This window comes from Mesorhizobium sp. WSM4840 (assembly GCF_055811755.1).
On the sequence record NZ_JBVVQD010000036.1, the window covers coordinates 17,449 to 32,944 of the forward strand.

Sequence of the window (15,496 nt, forward strand, 5' to 3'; positions counted from 1 at the left end):
CCTATTTCTTGCCGAGCTTGGCGACGGCGCGGTCGATCGCAGAGACATCCCAGAAGTCCTCGACCTTGAGGCTCGCTGGGTCGCCTTCGATCTGGCCGGCAAGGCTGAAGAAGGCAAAGTCGTCTTTGGCCGCATCCGCCCCGCCGCCATTCAGCGCAAGGCTGCCGGCTTCCGCGGTTTCCTTGTAGTATTCGGTGATTTCGCTATCCGCCTCCGCGCCGAGATCCGGCAGCAGTTTGTACTTGTTGCGGAGCTCGACCGCGACAGCCGGGTTCGCGGTTATTTCCCGCGCAGTCTTCATCAGTTCCTCGACCAGGATGTCGACGTCGGCGGCGTTGTTCTTCAGATAGTCCGCGGTCGCGAAAAGCGCTTCGTCCGAGGCGCCGAGATCATCGACCGGCAGAACGATGAACTTGCCGGGGGCTTCGGCCTCGAGCGCGCGCCGGTTGGCGGCATCGACGATCGACGCCTTGATGGTCCCCTGGAGCAGTGCATTGCGGCGAACCTCGGAACCCGGGACATAGCTGATGTTGCCGAGCTTGATGCCGTGGTTTTTCGCCATCAGGAGCATGACAGCCTCTGTGCCGGAGCCGCGCGCCTGAACGGCGACTTCCTGCCCGTCGAGATCCTTCCATTCCTTGTAGAATTCGCTGTTGACGACAGGAAAGAAGCGCAGCGTCGATATCTGCGCGAAAATCCGGATCGGCACGCCAACTTTCTGGATCAAAGTATAGGGCGCGCCGATGCCGACATCGGCCTGGCCGCCGACAATGGCCTGGGCTGCCAGATCCTCGTCATTGAGAACAATGAGCTCGACATTCACGCCGCGTTCCTTGGCGCGCTCTATCGCGGCGAGCGTCTGGATGGATTCGATCCCGGGAAGGTCGCCGAATGCGATGCGCATATCGCCCGCATTTGCGGCCGACAGGGGCAGTGCCCATGCCAGGGCCGCGGCAAAAGCGGTGGCAAGGATGGTACGTCTGGTCATGCTGGCCATTGTCATTCCTCCCGTTTTTTGTAACCATTTCCTTAATTGGTTAAGACTACGGAGGGAATTGGTCAAGGAGAAACTGCACCGTGTCGGACTGGCGGGCCTAGAAAACTCGGCAGTTGACGGTTTGAGCTAATCGCTTTAACACCGACAAAGAGAAATCATACGCGGATTGGTTAAATTGATGGACGATCCCGGTAATGGCGGCCACGCCGCCCTGGTTCAGCTTCAGGCTTATCTTGCCCAGATGGACCATGCCGGCGAGACACGGCTGCCTGCCGAGCGGGAACTGTCCGAGAGCCTCGGCGTATCGCGCGGCGATCTGCGCAAGGCGCTGGCAGTGCTCGAGAAGGACGGCCGCATCTGGCGTCACGTCGGCAGGGGCACCTTCGTCGGCAGTGGACCGGTCGAGGAGACGATCGGCATTTCGGAAATCGCCGGACGCACAAATCCGGCCGACGTGATGCGCGCGCGCCTCATCATCGAACCCGAGATTGCGCGCGAAGCGGCGCTGCACGCCACGCTTTCCGATATCGCAGGCATGCGTCAATCGCTGGTGCAGACGCGGGAAGCCGTCACATGGCGGCAATATGAGAACATCGACAATCTGCTCCACCGGCAGATTGCGCAGGCGAGCCGCAACAATGTGCTGCTCGGCCTGTTCGATGTCCTGAACGCCGTGCGCCGAACCGTGGTGTGGGGACGTCTCCGTTCAGAGGGCGCCCGCCCTCCGGCAGACCATCACAGCTTCGCCGACCATGAACGGATCGTCGAAGCGATCGCCGAGCGCGACCTCGGCGGCGCGGCGGCGGCGATGCGGCTGCATCTCCAACAGGTCGAGCGGCGCCTGATCCCTGTCCGCGAAGCCGCCGAATAGCTCGGATTGACCCGCTACAGCGCCGCGCGTCCTTCTTGGATGCGCGGCGCTGTTCGGGTTAAGCCCTACGCGCCGTAGCCGACGATGCCCTTGATCTCGAGGAAGTCGTGGATTGCCCAATCGGCATATTCGCGGCCGTTGCCCGATTGCTTGTAGCCGCCGAACGGCGCGAAGGTGTCCCATTCCGGATAGTTGATCGAGACCTGCCCGGCGCGCAGGCGGCCGGCGATTTTTCGCGCGTGATCGATATCGCCGGACTGCACATAGGCGGCGAGGCCATAGACCGTGTCGTTGGCGATCTTCACCGCGTCGTCATCGTCATCATAGGAGATGACCGAAAGCACCGGCCCAAAAATCTCCTCTTTCTCGATGGTCATGCCCGGCTTGACGTGGCCGAAGACGGTCGGTCGCACGTAATAACCGCGATTAAGATGCTCCGGCCGGCCGGGACCGCCGGTGACCAGCGTAGCACCCTCGGCGATGCCGGCCTCGATCAGCCGCTGGATCTTGTCGAACTGGATGTTGCTGACCACCGGCCCGAGCTTGGTCTCTTCCGAGCGCGGATCGCCGACCTTGTGCGCCTCTGCCGCCTTCTTGGCGATCACCAGCGCCTCATCGTGGCGGGCGGCCGGCACCAGCATGCGCGTCGGCGCATCGCAGGACTGGCCGCTATTGCCGAAACAGGCGTTGACGCCCTTGCGCACGGCCTTCTCGAAGTCGGCATCGGCAAGCACGATGTTGGGCGATTTGCCGCCGAGTTCCTGCGCCACGCGCTTGACCGTCTCGGCCGCCGTCTTGGCGACGATGATGCCGGCCCGGGTCGAGCCGGTGAAGGAAACCATGTCGACATCCGGATGGCCGGCCATGACCTGGCCGACATCGGGACCGGTGCCGTTGACCATGTTATAGACCCCCTTCGGCGTGCCGGCCGCTTCCATCACTTCCGAAAAGACGATGCCGCTGATCGGCGCGATCTCGGAAGGCTTCAGCACGACGGTGCAGCCGGCGGCGATCGCCGGCGCCACCTTGCAGACAATCTGGTTGAGCGGCCAGTTCCACGGCGTGATCAGCGCGCAGACGCCGATCGGCTCCTTGACCACCATGGTGGTGCCGCGCTTCTCGCTGAATTCGTAATCCTCCAGCGCATGAATAGTGGCTTCCATATGCGCCCTGCCCGCCCAGGCCTGCGCCTCGCGCGCCCAGGTGATCGGCGCGCCCATTTCCTGGCTGACGGCCTGCGCGATGTCCTCGTAGCGCTCGTTGTAGACTTCGAGGATGCGCTTCAGCAGCTGCAGGCGCTCGGCCTTGCTGGTCTGCGAGAAGGCCGGAAAGGCTGCCTTCGCCGCTGCCACGGCGCGATCCACATCGGCCTTCGAGCCGACCGAGATTTTCGTATAGGCCTCTTCGGTTGACGGGTCGATCACATCCAGCGTTGCCGGCACCACGGGCGCGACCCATTTGCCGTCGATGAAGAAGTTCAGGTGATTGCTCATGGGTGATGCTCCGGTTTTCTGGAAAGGACGGGGATCAGATTAGCCGGGTAGCATAGGGCAGTTAGCGCCGCGACGCAGGCTGATATGCGCCACATCGCCGACGCTGAATTGAAAACCTTCCGCCCGGCGTGGCGCATCGATCACCACCCGTATCCCCTGCCCCAATTCGGCGTGCAGGCGCAAGGTGCGGCCGTGAAAGACGATGCTGCTCACCCGCACCGGCGCGGTGCCGGTCGCAGCTTCGGTCGCTGCCAGAAGATCCTCCGGACGCACACCGATGGTTCGCACCGCGCCTTCTCCCGGCGCTTCGCCGGTTTCCAATGTGGCTTCGAGCGGCAAGGCGCCGGCGGCGAAACGCAACCGATCGCCGTCACGGCCGACAAAGCGCGACTGCAGCAGGTTCATCGTGCCGATGAAACTGGCGACGAATTTGGTGGCGGGCCGGTCGTAGAGCGTGGCCGGCGGCGCGATCTGCTCGATGCGTCCCTTGTTCATGACGACGATGCGGTCGGAGATCGACAGCGCCTCGGTCTGGTCGTGCGTGACCATGACGAAGGTCGTGCCGAGCCGCGACTGCAGCCGCTTCAATTCGACCTGCATCTGTTCGCGCAGATGCGCATCGAGCGCCGACAGCGGCTCGTCGAGCAACAGCACACGCGGTTCGCAGACAATCGCGCGGGCAAGCGCGACGCGCTGGCGCTGGCCGCCCGACAATTCGGACAGGCGGGCGCCGAGCTTTTCGGCAAGGCCAACCATGTCGAGCGCTTCGCCGACGCGCTTTGCCTGTTCTGCCCCGGAAAGCTTGCGCAGCGACAGGCCGAAGCCGACGTTTTCGGCGACGTCCATGTGCGGAAACAGCGCATAGTCCTGGAACACGGTGTTGACGGGACGGTCGAACGGCCGCAGCGAAGTAACGTCACGGCCGTCGAGCAGCACCCGTCCGCTCGACGGGCTTTCGAACCCTGCGATCACCCGCAGGCTGGTGGTTTTGCCGCAGCCGGATGGGCCGAGCAAGGTCAGGAACTCGCCGCGGGCAATGTCGAGATCGACGGCGTCCAGCCCGACGCCGCCGCCAGGAAAGATCTTCGACACTGCATCCAGCCGGACGAGAGGTTCAGGCGCCATCGCGAACCTCGGACGGCTTGGTCGTGTTGACCCAGAGGATTTGGCAGCGCTCGGCGCCCGGATTGCGGAAAGCATGCAGCAAGGTGCTCTTGAAGGCGAAGCTGTCGCCGGTCTTCAGCCCATAGGTGGTTGAATCGATCACGAGTTCGACTTCGCCCGACAGGACGAAACCGAATTCGTGGCCGGGATGGGCGTAGGCTTCGAGGGTGCCACCACCGGCTTCCACCGTCACCAGCATGCCGGTGAGCGTGGCGGCCGGCGGCGACAGCAGCGCTTTGGCGATGCCTTCCGACTTCACCGGGATCTGGCGCCGACTGTTGGCGCGTACACAATAGAGATCGTTGACGCCGTCGTTGCCGTCAGCAATCAGCGCCGAGGGCTCAATGTCGAGAGCGGCGGCGAGCGGCCAGATCACCTTGACGCGAAGCGAGGACAGGCCGCGCTCGATCTGGCTGAGCGCCCCGATCGAAACGCCGGCCTTGGCGGAAAGCTCGGCCAGCGAAAGATTGCGTTCCAGCCTGAGCGCACGCACACGCCGGCCGACCCGCACATCGGCGTCGTCCTTCGGCTTTTCAGCCGTTTCGTCCAGTATGTCCATCTGTTTCCCGACCTCGTTTTCGGTATCCTGGAGCGGCGCTTCGCGGTTCTCCCTTCTCCCCTCATTGTGGGAGAAGGGAAGGCAGGTTCAGCCGCCTGCCTTGACCTTCTCGAACATCTTGGCGAGTTCGTCATTCTGTTTCATCGGCCCGGTGAAGACGGTGGTCTTCAGCATCACTTCCGGATCGGACGGCAGTTGCAGCTTTTCCAGTTCCTCCTTCGGCACCGCGGCGAAGGCCGAGCTGTTTGAGCTGCCGTAACCATAGGCCTGAATCAGGTATTTTCCCGAATCCGTCTCCAGCCGGCTGTTGATGAAATCATAGGCGAGGTCGACATTCTTGGCGTCCTTGAGCATGACGAAGCCGCACGCCCAGGTCAGCATGCCTTCCTTAGGCTTCATGAACTCGACGGGTACACCCTGCTTCTTCAGCGAGGTGGCCGACGCGTTCCAGGTCATGGCGGCGACCAACTGGCCACTCGCCAGCGCCTGTTCGACCGAGGTCATGTCGGTGGTGTAGTTGGAGAGCAGCGGGCGCTGCTCGCGCAGTTTTTCAGCCACCTTTTCCATCTGTTCCGGCGTCATGTCGAACGGATTGACGCCGGCGAGAAGCGCCGCCACCACCGGCGTATCGTGGACGGCGTCGATCGTCGCCATGCGCCCGGCATATTGTTTGTCCCACAGCAGGTTCCAACTCGGTTCCGGGTTCTTCACCAGATCGGTGCGGTAAAGGATCGAGGTGTTGCCCCAGTCCCACGGCACCATCCAGACCTTGCCGTCGCCGGCCTGCAGGTCGGGCAGGTTCTTGAAGACCGGAAAGATCGAATCCCAGTTCTTGATGCGCTTGGTATCGATCGGCTGCAGCAGGCCTTCCTTGTTCCAGCGCGCCACCTTGTCGTAGCAGGGATGCGCGACATCCGGGCGGAAACCGGCCTTGACCTTGGTGAAGGCGTCATCGTCGTCGCCGAACATCGAGGCCTCGACGCCATCGGGGTGTGCGGCGAGGAAGCTCTTGTTGAAGTCGGGCAGTTCGTAGCCCGACCAGGTGAAATATTGCAGCTTGTCGGCCGCAAGCGCGACGGTCGACGAAAGCGCCAGCGCGAAGGCTGCCAATCCGGCTTGGACTGTCTTGCGATTAATCGATTTCAGGTCGAATGCCATTGCAGTTCTCCTCTTTCGGTTTCTTCTGGTTTGGACAGGTTGGCGGGCAGCGGCCGCTGGGCGGCGGTAAGCCCGCGATGGCGCAGGATTTCGGCAATTGCCGCGATGACGAAGGACACGGCCAGGATGGCCGTGCCCAGCGCCATGACGGTCGGCAGCGATTTCGGGAATCGCAGTTGGCTCCAGATGTAAAGCGGCAGCGTCGGCTCGGTGCCGGCGAGGAAGAAGGCGACGATGAACTCGTCGAAGGAGGTCAGGAAGGCCAGCATGAACGCTGATACAATGGCGGGCAGGCTGAGCGGCAGCATGACCCGCCTGAATGTCGTCCAGTCGGACGCGCCGAGATCGAGCGCCGCCTCACGGATGGTCTTGGGGATAGCGGCGAAGCGGCTTTTCATGATCACCACCGTCGTCGGCAGCGCCACCAATATGTGGCCGAGCACGATGGCGGTGCGCGATGGACCGAAGCCAATGAGGTTGACCAGGATCAACAGCGAGATGCCGACGATGACGCCGGGAATCAGGATCGGCAGCCGCGCGATGGCGCTGATCGTGGCGGCAAGCGGCGAGCGGCCGAAGAGATCCATGTAGGACACGGTGATGCCGCAGAGCGTGGCACCGGTGGCGGCAATTGCACCGATGACGAGGCTGTTGGCAAGGGCGCCGGACAGCGCCGAATTGCCGGACAGCGTCTTGTACCATTCAAACGTGAAGCCTTGCAGCGGAAACGCCGCCTGGATCGAATCGTTGAAGGAAAACAGCGGGATCAGCAATACCGGCAAATACAGGAATACCAGGTAGACAAGGACGTAGGCGCCGAGCCAACTCCCACCTTTCGTAGCGTCTTTCCGCGCCGCGCTCATGTCCGGCTGCCAAATCTGCGGTCGGCGGAACGCACGACCAGCACCACGGCAAGGATGACCAGCATGACGGCAACGGCGAGTGCTGCGCCGAACGGCCAGTCATTTGCCTTGCCGAACTGGGCCTGGATCAGCGAGCCGATCATGGTGCTGGCAGGACCGCCGACCAGCGCGGGGGTGACATAGTCGCCGACCGTCGGCACGAAGACGACGAGAGCCGCCGCCAGCACGCCCGGCATCGAGTTCGGCAGCACGACGCGGCGGAAGCTGGTGAACGGTCTGGCGCCGAGATCGGAAGCAGCTTCGAGCAGCGATTTCGGGATCGTGTCCAGCGCCACATAGATGGGCAGGATGGCGAACGGCGCATAGGCGTGAGCCAGCGTGACGATGACAGCGGCCGGCGTGTTGAGAAACGCCAGTGTCGGTTCGGACCAGATGCCGCTTTCGATGAGCGCCGAGTTCAGCACGCCATTGTAGGCAAGCACGATCTTCCAAGCGAAGACGCGCAAGAGATAGCTGGTCCAGAACGGCAGCGTCACCAGAAACAGCAGCAGCCCGCGCCGCCTTCCGGCATGGAAGGCCAGGTAGTAGGCGACGGGATAGGCGGTGACGACCGTGGCCAGCGTCACCAGGCCGGCAATGGCCAGCGAGCGCAGCGTTACCGTCCAGTACAGCGGGTCGGATGCCACGGTGATGAAATTCGCAAAAGTGAAACCGGCGCCCAGCAGCGAACCGTCATTGCCGCGAAGGGCGAGGAAAACCACGAGGCCGAGGGCAAACAGGATCAGGAAGAAGGTGACCAGCCCGCCCGGCAGCAGCATGGCCAACCGGAAACCCGTCGAGGACCTGGACTCCGGCAGCGGCTGCCTTGCAACGATGGTCGACATCAGGGTTGCCCATCGAAATTTGAAATCACTCAAGAATTTTTCAGAATCATGAAACTGTCAAGCTGATTCCTGCATCGGCATAAAATCAGCGCTCGAATGCATCCAGCATACGATACCAGGCGATCGTCGCGGCGACGCCGACCTGCCGAAAGGCATGCAACGGGATCGGCCGGATCGGCGAGACCGGGAACGGCAATTGCCTGGCGTCGCCGCTCGCCAGATAGCCGGCAATGCGCTCGCCAAGCGCGGTCATCAGGCCGACGCCACGGCCCTGGCAGCCGACCACGGCCATCAGGCCCTGCTCGGGCTCGTGGATATGCGGGAGGTGATCCGGCGTCATCGCCACCCGGCCAAACCAGCGCTTTTGGATGGCGACGCCGGATAGCGCGGGATAGAGCCGGAGCAGCGCGCGTTCGAGATGCGCCCAATCACTTTCGCTGGTCGGCAGCGCCATCGGGCCGCGCCCGCCGAGCACCAGCCGCCCGTCGGCACTCTTGCGGTAATAAACGAGGATGCGGCGCGAATCCGATACTGCTTGCCCTTCCGGTAGAATCCCGGCCGCCAGATCGGGCGGCAGCGGTGCTGTCGCGATCTGGAAGGAGTGCAGCGGAACGATCGTCTCGGCGAGACCGGGGAGCAGGTCGCCGGTATAGGCGTTCGTCGCCAGAATGACCGCCTTCGCCTGCAATTCGGCGCCGTCCTCCGTCGAGATGCGCCAAAGGCCGGCGTTATTATCGAGGCGCACCACCTTCTGGTGTTCGGCGATCTTCACGCCCGCGGCCGAGGCAATCCGTGCCAGTTCCGACGTATAGGCAAGCGGATCAATCACGCCGGCGCGGCGGTCGAGCCAGCCGCCGAGATAGCCCTGCGCGCCAGTCAACGCGGTGATCTCGGTCTGGCTCAGAAGCCGGACATCGGCGCCACGGTCCCGCCACTGCCGGGCCCTGTTCGCCGCCGCCTTCAGCGCCGTCTCGGTGTGCGCTGCCTGGATCCAGCCGTTGCGGACGAACGGCACCGCCAGTTTCTCGTCGCGGATCAATTCGAAGACGGCGTCCGCCGTCGAGGCGGCAAAATTGACGAGGATCTCGCCGCGTTCGGGGCCAAAAAGCTCCAGCAACCATTCCGGATCATATTTCAGGCCGGGGATGACCTGACCGCCATTCAGGCCCGATGCGCCTTGGCCGATTTCGCCGGCTTCCAGCACCTGCACGGCAAGACCGAACCGGGCTGCATGCAAGGCTGTCGACAGACCGAGAATCCCGCCACCAACAATGACGACATCGGCACGCTGGCCGCCGGGAAAAAGCGACCGGAACGCAGGGGCCGCCGGCGGCTTCTGCCAGATCGGATCGGAAAACGGTAGGGGCAAGGGTCACCTGAATGTACTTCGTCAAATGAAAATCCTAGTGACGATTTCATGATTTTGAAAGGGCGTTTGATCTCGGCATCAGCGGATTGAAGAGGATGGCGTCCGCCGATGCGAAATGCAGCGCAGGGCTCGACCGCGAGGAACGGGATAGACCTTTGGCGGGAATTTGTTGAAAGTGCCGCCGCCGCTAGCCAGGCTCTTTATGAACCGTTGGTTCGGCAGCGATGACCGTCGCAGCAGAGCAAGACAGCAGAGGACCGCAGCCATGACGAACACCACTCTCCTACCCAACGAGGGCCTCTTCATCGGCCGCGCCCGGACAAGCGATACGCCCCATCCGCTGGTGGTCACGGTGCGCGACGGCACGGTGTTCGACATCACGTCGAGCATGGCACCAACCGTGCGCGACGTCTGCGAGATGCCAGACCCAGCAGGCTACGTCCACGCGGCCGGGGGCGAACCGATCGGATCACTTGATGCGATCGCCGCCAACAGTTTCCAGGCCGCGCGCGATTCGCAAAAACCGTACCTGCTTTCTCCGGTCGATCTGCAGGCGGTCAAGGCGTCGGGCGTCACCTTCGTCGTCAGCCTGCTCGAACGGGTCATCGAGGAGCAGGCGCGTGGCTCCGCCGAGAAGGCGGACGCCATTCGCACCGACATTGCCGGGCTGATCGGCCACGATCTGTCGAAGCTCAAGCCCGGCTCGCCGGAGGCGATGGAGATCAAGGCCAAGCTCATCCAGCGCGGCGCTTGGTCGCAATATCTGGAAGTGGGCATCGGCCCCGATGCCGAGATCTTCACCAAATGCCAGCCGATGGCATCGGTCGGCTTCGGCGCCGATGTCGGCCTGCATCCGGTTTCCACCTGGAACAATCCGGAGCCGGAAATCGCCATGATCGCTGCCGGCAGCGGCAAGATCGTCGGCGCGACGCTTGGCAACGACGTCAATCTGCGCGACGTCGAAGGGCGCTCGGCGCTGTTGCTCGGCAAGGCCAAGGACAACAATGCCTCGGCCGCGCTCGGCCCGTTCATCCGGCTGTTCGACGATAACTTTTCCATCGATGACGTGAAGCAGGCCGTCGTGCGCCTGAAGGTCGAGGGCGAGGACGGTTTCTCGCTGGAGGGCGCCAGCTCGATGGCCGAGATCAGCCGCTCGCCGGAAGAGCTGGTCGCGGCCGCCATGGGTCCGCATCACCAATATCCGGACGGGCTGGCGCTCTATCTCGGCACCATGTTCGTGCCGTCGAAGGATCGCGGCGAAAAGGGCAAGGGCTTCACGCACAAGGTCGGCGACATCGTCACCATCTCATCGGAGAAATTCGGCGCGCTGATCAACCGGGTGCGGCTGTCACCCGACTGTCCCCACTGGACCTACGGCGCCAGCCATCTGATGCGCGACCTCGCCAGGGCAGATCTTATCTAGGTTCCCGCCCCGACGGCGGCGGAGAGATGTCCCGGCCTGGTGCTCGAATTGAGGATCCGCCTGCCTGGAAAATATCAGCAAAACTGATGCAATCTGATGGGACTGCTGATGGCGCCTTGTCGCGCGCCAACTACCACTGGCAAATGGAGGCTTGCCATATGTCGAAAAAGCGGATGCTCTGATGCATCCAGATCGGCGCTGGCAAGAAATACGATCAGGGTTTGCCGTGATCGTCGTCGGAGGTGGAGGAAATTTTCAAAATGGGAGGAAATCAAATGCTGACAAGGCTACGACTATTTGTATTCGGCTTGATCGTGGCGCTGGCCATCCCAGCGGCGGCACAGGCCAAGACCTTCTACTGGATTTCGCATGGCGGCCCGGCCGATCCGGTCTGGACCTACTTCCTCGCCGGCGCCAAGCAATGGGCGACGGACACCGGCAACACCGTCAACACCTCGTTCCACAATAACGACGTGTCGTCCCAGCAGGAGGCTGTTCGCGCCGCCATCGCCGCCAAGGCGGACGGCATCACCACCACCAGCCCCGACCCGGGCAGCCTTATCGAGCTCGCTAAGGAAGCACGGGCGGCAAACATCCCGATCATCAACTTCAACACGCCCGATCCGAAGGCGGACTTCAACGCCTATGTTGGCGGCGACAACGTCACCTTCGGCAAGAACTGGGCGCAGTATCTGGTCGACAAGGGCCTGGTGAAGAAGGGCGATTTCGTCTGGATGCCGGTCGAAATCCCGGGCGCCACCTATGGCGTCCAGGAAGAAGAAGGTATCAAGAGCGTCTTCGAGCCACTCGGTATCACTTATGAAATCACCGAAGCCACGCTCGATCAGGCCGAAGCGATCAACCGCATGGTCGACTATCTCACCGCCAACAGGGCCAAGGTCAAGGCGATCATCGGTCTCGGCGACCTGGTGACCGGCTCGATCAAGCGGGTGTTCGACCAGGCCGGCATAAAGCCGGGCGAAATCCCGGTCGTCGGCTGGGGCAACTCGCTCGACACCACCCAGGAGGTGCTGACCGGCTACGTCAATGCCGCACAATGGCAGGATCCGCAGGCGACCAGCTATGTGGCGCTTTCGATCGCCAACATGGCTGCCAGCGGCATTCCGCCCGGCTTCGACGTGATCACCGGCGCACTCTACGAAAAGGACACCGCACAGGTCTACGACGACATCCTGTCCGGAAAATAAAACCGCGATCGGGATGGTCGCGGCACGCCTGCCACGATCATCCCCATCATCCCGCTGAGCCTCGAACCGCCTCATGCGGCGCCGGGTTTGGCCAGTTCCAACCATGTCGCGGGTCCAACGTGGAAAACAGTTCCATCATCCAACGCTCGATCGCCAGGCCGGAATTCGGGCCCTTCGTGCTGCTTGTCGTCGAGCTCGCGGTGTTCTGGGGGTTCAACCACGACTTCCTGTCGCCGCAGAACATCAGCAACATACTCGCCTTCACGGTCGAGCTCGGCCTGATCGCGCTGGCGATGACGCTGTTGATGACTTCAGGCGAATTCGACCTCTCGGTCGGATCGCTGTTCGGTTTCTCGCCCGTCTTGATGTGGACCCTCTTCAACAGCGGGCTCACCTCGCTGGAAGCCGGCTTTATCGTGGCCTTCCTGGTTGCCGCCTTCATCGGGCTGGTCAATGGCTGGTTCGTGACGCAACTCAAGATTCCATCCTTCCTGGTGACGCTCGGCATGCTGCTGGTGGTGCGCGGCACCGCTCTGTTCGTCACCAGCGGATTTCCGCAACGCACCTGGAGCGCCGAAGGCAGCTGGCTCGCCGAGGCGCTGGTCGGTGATTTCTTCATCGGGCCGTTCCGCATCTACATGTCGCTGTTCTGGTTCATCGCAGCCGCGATCGCACTCGGTTACGTGCTGACACAGAGCCGGACCGGCAACTGGATCCAGGCGGCCGGCGGCAACCCCAATGCGGCAAGGGCGCGCGGCGTCAATGTCAGCGGCGTCAAGATCGGCCTGTTCATCCTGTCGTCGATCATGGCTTCGCTTGCCGGCGTCATCAGTTCGCTGCGCACCTCGGCGGCCAACCCGAACAGCGGCACCGGCTACGAGCTCGAAGTCATCGCCATGGTGGTGATCGGCGGCACGGCGCTGACCGGCGGACGCGGCACCATCATCGGAACCGTGCTCGGCATCCTGATCCTGCGCGTGATGCGCAATGGAATCGTGCTGATCGGCGTGCCGGGCCTTGCCTACAACATCTTCATCGGCGCGATCATCCTCGGCATGATGGCGCTCCACTCATGGCTGGAACGCCGGCATCAGGCGGGGACTTGAACCATGGCCGAACCGCTTGTCCGCATGGAAAACATCCGCAAGTCCTACGGGCGTGTGCAAGCGCTGGTAGACGCCAATTTCCATGTCAATGAAAGGGAGATCGTCGGTCTGCTCGGCGACAATGGCGCCGGCAAGTCGACGCTGATCAAGGTGCTGTCGGGTGCGGTCCCGCTGACCAGCGGCGACATCTTCATCCGCGGCAAGAAGGTGGACTTCCGCAGCACCAGCGACGCCATCGCCCACGGCATCGAGACGATCTACCAGGACTCCGCACTGGTCACGCAATTGTCGATCGCGCGCAACCTGTTCCTCGGGCGCGAGCCGATCAAGCCGCCGCGTTTCCTCAACCGTATGGACCAGGAGGCGATGAACGTGGTCGCCCGCGATCTGCTCAAGCAGGTCGGCATCTCGAAGAACATCCCGCCGACCACACCGATCGGCTCGCTCTCCGGCGGCGAGCGGCAGGCCGTGGCGATCGCACGCGCCATGCATTTCGACAGCGACCTCATCATCCTCGACGAGCCGACCAACAATCTCGGCGTCGCCGAGACGCAAGGTGTGCTGAGCTTCGTGCGCAGCGCCCGCGATTCGGGCCATTCCTGCATCTTCATCGCCCACAATATCCATCACGTCTTCCAGGTGGTCGACCGCATCGTCGTCATGCGCCGCGGCAAGGTGGTCGCCGATGACATCGATCCGAAGAACACCAGCGTCACTGAGGTCGAACGGATTATCACCGGCATGTCCGACGAGGAGATCCGCGACGCCATCGTCCAGGGGAAGCAATCGCAGGGCTGAGTGGCCAGTTGGAAGCCGGGTTGGCCGTAATCTCTGGTACAGGATCACATCGGCTCCTATGACTGCGACAATGAAAGCCACCGTTGCGGACATCGCCAGAAGCTGCGGGCTGTCGACCGCGACGGTCGACCGGGTGCTGAACAACCGGCCGGGCGCCAGCGCGGCCAACCGGCAGCGCGTGATGGAGGCGGCCAAGCAGCTTGGCTATTTGCCGGTCGTGGATCAGGTCGTGTTGCCCTCGCGGCCGGCGCATCTCGAGTTCTTCCTGCCGATCGGCTCCAATGCCTTCATGATGGATCTGGCAAATCATATCGAGGATTATGCGGCACGCCTGCCGCTTGTCGCCTCCTGCCGGATCCACAAGCTCGCCGGCATCTCGCCGAAGGCGTTGCAGGCGGCGGTCGAAAACCTCTCGCTCAAGGCAAACGGCGTCGGCGTCATTGCGATCGATCACCCGAGAACGCGCAACATCCTGCGCGAGATCGTCGAGGCCGGCATCCGCCTGGTCACGCTGGTGTCAGACGTTCCGGGTGCACCGCGATCGGCCTATGTCGGCATCGACAACCGTGTCGCCGGGCGCACCGCAGCCCTTTTGATGGGACGTTTCCTGGGCGGGCGCACGGGCCATCTGGCAATGATCGTCGGCTCACGCTCTTATCGGGGGCATGAAGAACGCGAAATGGGCTTTCGCTCCGTGCTCAGCGAGGAGTTCCGCAATTTGACCGTGACCAGCGCCGTCGAGATCAACGACGAGCCTGATATCAGCTACACGGCGACGATGAAGGCGCTGCACAACGAGCCGGAACTGCTCGGCATCTATTGCGTCGGCGCCGGACGTTCTGGCGTGGCGAAAGCGCTGCTGGAAGCCAAGCCGCAAAGGAAGCCGGTGTTCATTTGTCACGACTTGACAAGGGCGACACGCGGCTATCTCGTCGACGATCTGCTCGACGTCGTGATCGACCAGAATGCACGGCTGATCGCCGAGCAATCGGTCATTCGCCTGCTCGGCTCGATTGCTTCCTCGGCGCCCTATCTGACGCGGAAATTCATCGAACCGCGCCTGATCTTCAAGGAAAACGTCCCGGTGCAGTGACGCCGCGCTCCAGACCGACATCGCGAATTTTGAGACGACGCCGCAAATCTGCACACCAGCTATGCAACTTTTGTGGTTGCCGAATCATTAAGCAACCCATATATGTTGCGTGTCGGCCATCTACTCCTCCCAGATGCGATGCCGACGCTGAGTGCGGCGCACCCTCCTCCCGTGCCGTATTCGACATCAAGCCCGCTGCCACCTCCTCCCGGCAGCGGGCTTTTTTTGTTCCGGCTCCGGATGAGCGCCGGGGGCCGTCACCAGGGTTGATGCCGACAGCACATTCGCCCGCAAAGGTGCGAGCGGTAGGGCATGTTGCAGCCGCGATCAGCTGATCCGTCGGAATCCCGTCACACTTGTCACTCTCACCAGTTCGTTGTCGGTCCTATCCTGCCTCACCAACAAGCAACAGGTAGCAGAATGGTGCGGCGACGGACCGCAAAGGAGAAGCGCGATGACGGCACGTCCGAACGGACAAAAGAGCATTCGGCGGCGCGGCTCGCAATGAAC

At 62.8% G+C, this 15,496-nt stretch carries 14 protein-coding genes; 6 read left to right on the top strand and 8 right to left on the bottom strand.

Annotated features, from left to right (window positions below; translation table 11 throughout):
• Position 1: 1 nt before the first annotated feature.
• Complete coding sequence (locus AC0L3I_RS31435) at positions 2–997, bottom strand: ABC transporter substrate-binding protein (protein WP_473529508.1); 996 nt, start codon at positions 995–997, stop codon at positions 2–4.
• 178 nt (positions 998–1,175) lie between these two features.
• Here AC0L3I_RS31435 and AC0L3I_RS31440 point away from each other — a divergent pair, with 178 nt between their 5' ends.
• Positions 1,176–1,868 (top strand): FadR/GntR family transcriptional regulator, encoded by a 693-nt coding sequence (locus tag AC0L3I_RS31440; protein WP_352952949.1) that lies wholly within the window; start codon positions 1,176–1,178, stop codon positions 1,866–1,868.
• A gap of 65 nt (positions 1,869–1,933) precedes the next feature.
• Here AC0L3I_RS31440 and AC0L3I_RS31445 read toward each other — a convergent pair whose 3' ends face one another.
• From AC0L3I_RS31445 to AC0L3I_RS31475, 7 genes are all read right to left on the bottom strand, one after another.
• Positions 1,934–3,361, bottom strand: a complete 1,428-nt coding sequence (locus AC0L3I_RS31445) for an aldehyde dehydrogenase family protein (RefSeq protein ID WP_473529509.1) — start codon at positions 3,359–3,361, stop codon at positions 1,934–1,936.
• Positions 3,362–3,400: 39 nt separating this feature from the next.
• Positions 3,401–4,486 carry an ABC transporter ATP-binding protein gene (locus AC0L3I_RS31450; RefSeq protein WP_473529510.1) on the bottom strand — a complete coding sequence of 362 codons (1,086 nt, stop codon included), beginning with the start codon at positions 4,484–4,486 and terminating at the stop codon, positions 3,401–3,403.
• Positions 4,476–5,084, bottom strand: coding sequence for a cupin domain-containing protein (locus AC0L3I_RS31455; protein WP_473529511.1), 609 nt, complete (start codon positions 5,082–5,084; stop codon positions 4,476–4,478). Before AC0L3I_RS31455 ends, AC0L3I_RS31450 begins: the two co-directional genes overlap by 11 nt.
• Before the next feature lie 87 nt (positions 5,085–5,171).
• Complete coding sequence (locus AC0L3I_RS31460; protein WP_473529512.1) at positions 5,172–6,242, bottom strand: ABC transporter substrate-binding protein; 1,071 nt, start codon at positions 6,240–6,242, stop codon at positions 5,172–5,174.
• Positions 6,227–7,105 (bottom strand): ABC transporter permease, encoded by an 879-nt coding sequence (locus AC0L3I_RS31465; RefSeq protein WP_473529513.1) that lies wholly within the window; start codon positions 7,103–7,105, stop codon positions 6,227–6,229. The genes AC0L3I_RS31460 and AC0L3I_RS31465 overlap by 16 nt, the downstream gene beginning before the upstream one ends.
• The gene (locus AC0L3I_RS31470; protein WP_123146976.1) at positions 7,102–7,989 is read right to left on the bottom strand and encodes an ABC transporter permease; all 888 of its coding nucleotides are present in this window, start codon (positions 7,987–7,989) and stop codon (positions 7,102–7,104) included. Before AC0L3I_RS31470 ends, AC0L3I_RS31465 begins: the two co-directional genes overlap by 4 nt.
• 85 nt (positions 7,990–8,074) lie before the next feature.
• The gene (locus AC0L3I_RS31475) at positions 8,075–9,358 is read right to left on the bottom strand and encodes an NAD(P)/FAD-dependent oxidoreductase (RefSeq protein WP_473529514.1); all 1,284 of its coding nucleotides are present in this window, start codon (positions 9,356–9,358) and stop codon (positions 8,075–8,077) included.
• 265 nt (positions 9,359–9,623) lie between these two features.
• Here AC0L3I_RS31475 and AC0L3I_RS31480 point away from each other — a divergent pair, with 265 nt between their 5' ends.
• The 5 genes from AC0L3I_RS31480 to AC0L3I_RS31500 all read left to right on the top strand — a co-directional run bounded on the left by AC0L3I_RS31480 (position 9,624) and on the right by AC0L3I_RS31500 (position 14,986).
• Positions 9,624–10,781, top strand: a complete 1,158-nt coding sequence (locus AC0L3I_RS31480) for a fumarylacetoacetate hydrolase family protein (protein WP_473529515.1) — start codon at positions 9,624–9,626, stop codon at positions 10,779–10,781.
• A gap of 275 nt (positions 10,782–11,056) precedes the next feature.
• On the top strand, positions 11,057–11,989 hold the full coding sequence (locus tag AC0L3I_RS31485; RefSeq protein ID WP_473529516.1) for a substrate-binding domain-containing protein: 933 nt from the start codon (positions 11,057–11,059) through the stop codon (positions 11,987–11,989).
• Positions 11,990–12,108: 119 nt separating this feature from the next.
• Entirely contained in the window at positions 12,109–13,095 is a 987-nt protein-coding gene (locus tag AC0L3I_RS31490; protein ID WP_473529517.1) for an ABC transporter permease, read from the top strand.
• Positions 13,096–13,098: 3 nt separating this feature from the next.
• The gene (locus tag AC0L3I_RS31495) at positions 13,099–13,893 is read left to right on the top strand and encodes an ATP-binding cassette domain-containing protein (protein WP_123146973.1); all 795 of its coding nucleotides are present in this window, start codon (positions 13,099–13,101) and stop codon (positions 13,891–13,893) included.
• Between the two features lie 70 nt (positions 13,894–13,963).
• Positions 13,964–14,986, top strand: a complete 1,023-nt coding sequence (locus AC0L3I_RS31500) for a LacI family DNA-binding transcriptional regulator (RefSeq protein WP_473529518.1) — start codon at positions 13,964–13,966, stop codon at positions 14,984–14,986.
• Positions 14,987–15,496: the final 510 nt, after the last annotated feature.